At 74.2% G+C, this 6,252-nt stretch carries 6 protein-coding genes; 2 read left to right on the top strand and 4 right to left on the bottom strand.

Annotation, left to right across the window (positions count from 1 at the left end; genetic code table 11):
- A partial coding sequence (locus tag H5J29_RS17515; RefSeq protein WP_181782027.1) for an MFS transporter occupies positions 1 to 1,334 on the bottom strand: 1,334 nt, incomplete at its 3' end.
- 171 nt (positions 1,335 to 1,505) lie between these two features.
- Between H5J29_RS17515 and H5J29_RS17520 the strand changes: the two genes are divergently transcribed.
- Together H5J29_RS17520 and H5J29_RS17525 are read left to right on the top strand one after the other, a co-directional pair.
- Entirely contained in the window at positions 1,506 to 2,039 is a 534-nt protein-coding gene (locus tag H5J29_RS17520) for a TetR/AcrR family transcriptional regulator (protein ID WP_181782028.1), read from the top strand.
- 47 nt (positions 2,040 to 2,086) lie between these two features.
- Positions 2,087 to 2,902 carry an alpha/beta fold hydrolase gene (locus tag H5J29_RS17525; protein ID WP_181782029.1) on the top strand — a complete coding sequence of 272 codons (816 nt, stop codon included), beginning with the start codon at positions 2,087 to 2,089 and terminating at the stop codon, positions 2,900 to 2,902.
- Positions 2,903 to 2,906: 4 nt separating this feature from the next.
- Here the strand turns inward: H5J29_RS17525 and H5J29_RS17530 are convergent, their stop codons facing one another.
- The 3 genes from H5J29_RS17530 to H5J29_RS17540 form a co-directional block, all read right to left on the bottom strand.
- Positions 2,907 to 4,262 (bottom strand): metallopeptidase TldD-related protein, encoded by a 1,356-nt coding sequence (locus tag H5J29_RS17530; protein ID WP_181782030.1) that lies wholly within the window; start codon positions 4,260 to 4,262, stop codon positions 2,907 to 2,909.
- Positions 4,259 to 5,779, bottom strand: coding sequence for a TldD/PmbA family protein (locus H5J29_RS17535; RefSeq protein WP_312858283.1), 1,521 nt, complete (start codon positions 5,777 to 5,779; stop codon positions 4,259 to 4,261). The genes H5J29_RS17530 and H5J29_RS17535 overlap by 4 nt, the downstream gene beginning before the upstream one ends.
- A 108-nt stretch (positions 5,780 to 5,887) precedes the next feature.
- Positions 5,888 to 6,100, bottom strand: coding sequence for a hypothetical protein (locus tag H5J29_RS17540; protein WP_181782032.1), 213 nt, complete (start codon positions 6,098 to 6,100; stop codon positions 5,888 to 5,890).
- Positions 6,101 to 6,252: the final 152 nt, after the last annotated feature.

Raw genomic sequence — 6,252 nt, forward strand, 5'->3', positions numbered from 1 at the left:
ACCACGACCGCGGCCCGGTAGACCGCGCTCAGCACGCTGCCGAGGATCGCGGTGCCCAGCACGGCGCCCAGCTCGTAGGCCGTCTCCGAGACCGCGGAGGCGGCCCCGGCACGGTCGGCGGGCGCGGCGGCGAGGATCGCGTCGTTCGTGATCGTCTCCGACAGTCCGATGCCCGCGCCGATCAGCACGACGGCGACCAGCAGGAGCGTCTCCGCCGAGCCCACGCCGAGCTGCGTGCACAGCAGGTACCCGACGGCCGCGAGCCCGAGTCCCGCGGGCACCAGGACCCGCAGCGGGAACCGGCGGGCCAGGGAGGCGGCCCCGAGACCGGCGACGATCGTCGCGACCATGCCCGGCACGAGGACGAGCCCGGCCTCCAGCGGCGTCCGGCCCAGCACCAGCTGCAGGTACTGCGCGGAGAAGAACAGCAGCCCGGTGAACGCGAACATCGTGGTGGCGTTGGCCAGTACCGAGACCCGCACGACGGGCGTCGCGAAGAGCGAGAGGTCGATCAGCGGCTGCCGTCCGGCCGCGGCGAGCGCCCGGCAGCGCCGCACGAAGAGTGCGCCCGCGGCGACCGCGACCGTCGCCGAGACGATCACGCCGACGGTGAACCCGTGCTCGCCGACCATCTTGATCGCGAGGACACCGGGCACCGCCGCCAGCAGCGACAGCCCGACGCCGACCAGGTCCAGCCGACCCGGCGCCGCCATCCGCGACTCGGGCAGCAGCGGCAGGGCCGCCACCAGCACCAGCAGCACGACCGGCACGTTCACCAGGAACACCGAGCCCCACCAGAAGTGCTGGAGCAGCAGCCCGCCCACGATCGGGCCGAGCGCGGCGCCCGCCGCGAACGCCGTGGCCCACACGGCCAACGCGAACCGGCGCTGCGCGCGGTCCACGAACAGCGTCCGCAGGATCGCCAGCACCGACGGCATCAGCATGGCGCCGAAGAAGCCGAGGGCCGCACGGGCGGCGACGAGGTGGGCCCCGTCCGTCGCGAGGGCGGCGAGGGCCGACACCGCACCGAACCCGACGAGCCCGACCAGCAGCAGCCGACGGCGGCCGATCCGGTCGCCGAGCGTGCCCATCGTGACCAGCAGACCGGCCAGGACCAGCGGGTACGCGTCGACGATCCACAGCAGCGTGGTCGCCTCGGGGCGCAGCGCCCGGCTGATCGCGGGGAGCGCGAAGCCCAGCACGGTGTTGTCGATCGCGACCAGCAGCGTGGGGAGGAACAGCACGGCGAGCGCGAGCCAGGCGCGGACGCCTGCACGCGGCGGCGCGGCGGCACCGACCTGGCCGTGGCGGGTCGTGGGGAGGGTGGCGGTCATCGCGGTACGTCCTTGCGCGCGCCGATCCTCGGCGCGATCGATCGAATGAGTCTTCACCGTCCAGACGGTGAAGTGAACCGTCCAGACGGTACAGTAGCTCCAACGGCCGGGTCCACCACCCCATTCCGCTGGTGAGCGGCCTCACCGGAGCAGGCCGGATAGGGTGCGGCGGTGCCGAGCGCCCGCGACCGCGTCCTGGACGCCTACGAGACGCTGCTGATCGACGCGGGTCCGGCGAGCGCCACGCTCGAGGCGGTCGCCGCCGCGGCCGACGTGAGCAAGGGCGGGCTGCTCTACCACTTCGGGTCCAAGGAGGCCCTCGCCGACGGGCTGCTCGAGCGGCTCCGCGCGCGCAGCGCCACCGACCTCGCCCTGATGCGCGAGGACGAGGGCGGCGCGGTCGCCTACTACCTGCAGACCTCCGTGCCGGGCGCCCAGTCGCCCGCCGGCCTGACCCGGACCTACCTGGCCGTCCTGCGGATCGCCGACGGCAGCTCCACGGGCGAGGCGGCCCGGCGCGCCCTCGCGGACGTCGACGCGGACGGGTTGGCCGCCCTGAGCACTCAGATCGACGACCCGGTGCTCGCCTGGCTCGTCCAGCTCGTCGGCGACGGCCTCTACCTGCGCACCCTCACCGGCGCCCCGCTCACGGGCGGCATGGGGGTGGACGACCTCCTCGACCGACTCCGCGAGCTCATCGGTTAACGGCATACCGCTGGGCACCGAACACCCTGCTCGGGGGTGGACGGGGCATGGTGCTGGTCCGGCGCGGGGTCGTCGACGTGGACATGGACCGGACGGGCGGCGGCCCGCCGGTCCTGCTGCTGGGAGGCATCTCCCGGCAACGGATGTGGGCCGGGCTGACGGACACCCTGTCCGACCGCTACCGGGTGCTCACCCTCGACCTCCACGGCCAGGGCGCGACGCCCGCCTGGCCGGGGACCCGCTCCCAGACGCTGGCGGACCAGGTCCGGCTGGTGCACGCGCTCACCGCGGGCGGGACCGAGCGGATCGGGATCGTGGGACACTCGATCGGCGCCGCCGTGGCGCTGCGTGCGGCCGTGGAGCTCGACGAGCGGGTGGCGGCCGTCGTCGCCGTCGAGCCGACGGCCTTCGCGCTGCTCGGCCAGGCGGGCCGGACCGAGTCCTGGCGCGCGGTGCAGCACCACCGGGACCGCCTACGGCTGCTGCTCGCCGCGGGCGAGATCGAGGAGGCGGCGCGCGACTCCTCCGACTTCTGGCTCGGCGCCGGCTCCTGGGAGCGCTACACCCCGGACGAACGCGCGCCGATCGAACAGGGCCTCCACCACCGGCTGGCGGAGTGGGACGCCGTGACCGACCCCGCCCTCACCCTCGCCGAGGTGGCCACCGCGCCCGCGCCCACCCTGCTCGCGGTGGACCCGGACACGCTCGTCCCGGTCCGCGAGGTCGCGGACGTGCTCACCGCGGCCCGCCCGGACTGGGAACGCGCGGAGCTGCGCGGCGCGGGCCACTTCGCCCCGCTGACCCGGCCCGATCTCGTGCACCCGCTGGTCGAGGACTTCCTGGACCGGCACCTGCGCCCGTGAGCGGCTACCTCCCCAGCGACACCGAGCTCATGCGGAAGTCCGGGATGCGCATCGGCGGGAAGCGGCAGCGGGTGAACCAGTCCTTCCACTCCCGCGGCAACGCCGGGGCGGTGGCGCCGACCTCGGTGGCGCGCCGCAGCATGTCCAGCGGGGAGTAGTTGAACCGGAAGTTGTGGTCCACCTCCGCGGTGACCTCGCCGTTCTCGACCAGGTACACGCCGTCTCGGGTCAGCCCGGTGAGCAGCAGGGTGGCCGGGTCCACCTCGCGGATGTACCAGAGGCACGTGAGCAGCAGGCCGCGTTCGGTGCGGGACACCATCTCCTCGAGCGTGGCCGCGGAGCCGCCGGTGAGCAGCAGGTTGTCGCCCGCGGGCGTGAAGGTGGTGCCGAACTCCGCGGCCTCGGCACGGGTGTACTGCAGCTCGTTGACCACACCCTCGCGGACCCAGTCCACCCGACGGGTGGGGGCGCCGTTGTCGAACACCGACGTGCCACCGCCCGCGATCACCACCGGCTCGTACTCCAGCCCGGGCTCGGCGGGGTCCGAGTAGAGGGTGAGCGGGAGCTCCGTGAGCCGCTCGCCCACCGCGGCCTTGCCGGTGAACGCGCTGTGCCCCTCCTGCGCGGCCCGCCCCTCCATCGACCAGCTGCCGTAGACGAGCATGTCCGACACCGCCGAGGGCGGCATCACCGTCTCGTAGCGACCCGGTTCGAGGGTGACCTTCCGGGCGCCCCAGCCGAGCCGCTGCTCGGCCTCGGCGGCCAGCGCGCGGACGTCGACGTCCGTGTAGTCCGTGGTGGCCTTCCCGGTCCAGGCCGAGGAGTCCGCGTCCTTGACGTTCAGCTCCACCGACCCCGTGGGCTGCACCCAGCGCCGCCGGACGCCGGTCGAGGTGCCCAGCCAGCTCGTGGTCAGGGAGTGGACGGCGAACCCGAAGTGGCGCAACGGCCCGGCGAGCACCTCGGCCAGCCCCTCGGCGAGATCGGCGTACACCGCGACGGACGTGCGCGCTCCCGGCTCGGTCCACGCCGGGTCCTGTGAGGACGGCTCGGGGAGCGGCGCGGAGTCCTTCGCCGGACCCGCCTCGCGCGCGCTGCGCTCGGCCGCGGCGACGAGGTCCGCCAGCCGGGCGGGGTCCGTGACCACCTCGCCGAGGCTCACGGTGCCCGCCGCGGTGCCCTCGGGCAGCGCGACGAGGGCCACCACCGTGATCCGCGACGAGGTGCTCAGCCCGTTGGTGGTCATCGTGGAGTTGGCCCAGCGCAGCACCGCCTCGCTGCTCTCGGTGACGATCACCACGCACCCCAGCAGGTGGCGCGCCGACTCCAGGGTCCGCTCGACGATCTCCTGCGGGGTCACGAGCCCTCCTCTCCGTCGAGTGCGGCGGTGTTGAGCACCGAGATCCCGCGGAACAACGCGCTCGGGCAGCCGTGGCTGACCGGGGCGATCTGCCCGGGCTGGGCCTTGCCGCAGTTCATCGCGCCGCCGAGCCGCCAGGTCGACGGCCCGCCGACGCCGGCCAGCGCACCCCAGAAGTCCGTGGTGGTGGCCTGGTACGCGACGTCTCGGAGCTGGCCCGCCAGCCGGCCGTTCTCGATCCGGTGGAACCGCTGCCCGGTGAACTGGAAGTTGTAGCGCTGCATGTCGATCGACCACGACCGGTCGCCGACGACGTAGATCCCGCGGTCGACCTGGCTGATCAGCTCCTCCGTCGTGGTGTCCCGCACCGGGTCCGGCCGCAGCGACACGTTCGCCATCCGTTGGATCGGGACGTGGTGCGGGGAGTCGGCGAAGGCACAGCCGTTGGACCGCTCGAGGCCGAGCCGCGGGGCGAACGTGCGGTCCAGCTGATAGCCGACGAGCACCCCGTCCCGGACGAGGTCCCACTCACCGGTGGCCACCCCGTCGTCGTCGAAACCGATGGTGGCCAGCCCGTGCGGCACGGTCCGGTCCCCGGTGACGTGCATGAGCTCCGACCCGTACCGGAGCGTGCCGAGCAGGTCCGGCGTGGCGAACGAGCCCCCCGCGTAGGCGGCCTCGTAGCCGATCGCGCGGTCGTACTCGGTGGCGTGCCCGACGGACTCGTGGATGGTGAGCCAGAGGTTCGTCGGGTCGATCACCAGGTCGTAGCGGCCGGGCTCGACCGACGGCGCCTTCGTCTTCTCCGCCAACAGCTCCGGCATCTCGGCGAGCTCGCCCGCCCAGTCCCACGCCGTGCCGGTGAGGTACTCCCAGCCGCGGCCCGCGGGCGGGGCCAGGGTGCTCATCGTCTCGAACGTGCCCGCGCCGGGATCGACCGTGGTGATGGTGAGGCCGGGGTCGATCCGGACCCGTTGCTGCAGCGTGGTGGTGCCCGCGAGGTCCGCGTAGAACTTGCACTCGCGCACCTGCGTGACGCCCGCCTGCACGTGGTCCACCCCGTCGCTCGCCAGCAACCGCTGCGAGCGCTCGCCGAGCAGCTCCACCTTCTCGCGGGTGGGCACGGTGAACGGGTCGATCTCGTACTCCGACACCCAGACCGCCTCCGCGTACACGGGCTCGGGGGCGCGCTCCACCCGCTCACGGGCGACGGGCGCGAGCGTGCGCGCGACCTCGACCGCGCGCTCCGCCACGGCCTCCGCGACCCGCGGGGTGGGCTCGACGTGCGAGGCGAAGCCCCACACCCCGTCGACCAGGACGCGCACCGCGAGGCCGGTGGACACCCCGTCCGACACGCCGGTGACGGTCCCGTCCCGCAACGAGATGCCTTGCGACACCAGCCTCTCGACGCGCAGGTCGGCGTGCTGGGCGCCGAGCGCGCGGGCACGGCCCAGCGCGGCCTCGGCCAGCGCGGCGAGGGGGAGGGCCCGGAACTCGGGATCGACGTCGGACGACACGGGGACACCGTAGCGACGCCGCACGACACCCACCCGCCGCGGCGGGCCCGCGGGGCCGAGTCGTCCACAGGTCCCGGCTCAGCAGGGCCCGGCTCAGCAGGTCCCTGCTCAGTCCTCGCCGAACCAGGTCCAGGGCGCCCACCAGTGCACCTCGCGGGACCCGAGCATGGCCGGGCCGAGGCGGAGGGTGCGGTCGGCGAGGCCGTCCGCGTCGAGGTCGGTGTGCAGCACCAGGTCCGGACCGTCGACGACGGCGGCGGTGTCCGGCACGCCGTCGCCGTCGGTGTCCAGGTCCGCGGGGCCGATCCCGGTGCAAGTCAACGGTTCGATCTCCGGCCGCTCAGGGCGCATCGGACCCGCCCAGGGCGCGTTGCTCGGCGCTGACGACGGCCCGGCGCTCGGCGGCGAGCCGCTCGAGGACCAGGGCGCTGCGGTGTTCGAGCGTGATCAGGGTCCGGTCCAGCTCGGTCCGG

Origin of the sequence: Pseudonocardia pini (genome assembly GCF_013870575.1) — a bacterium.
GTDB classification, from domain to species: Bacteria; Actinomycetota; Actinomycetes; order Mycobacteriales; family Pseudonocardiaceae; genus Pseudonocardia; species Pseudonocardia pini.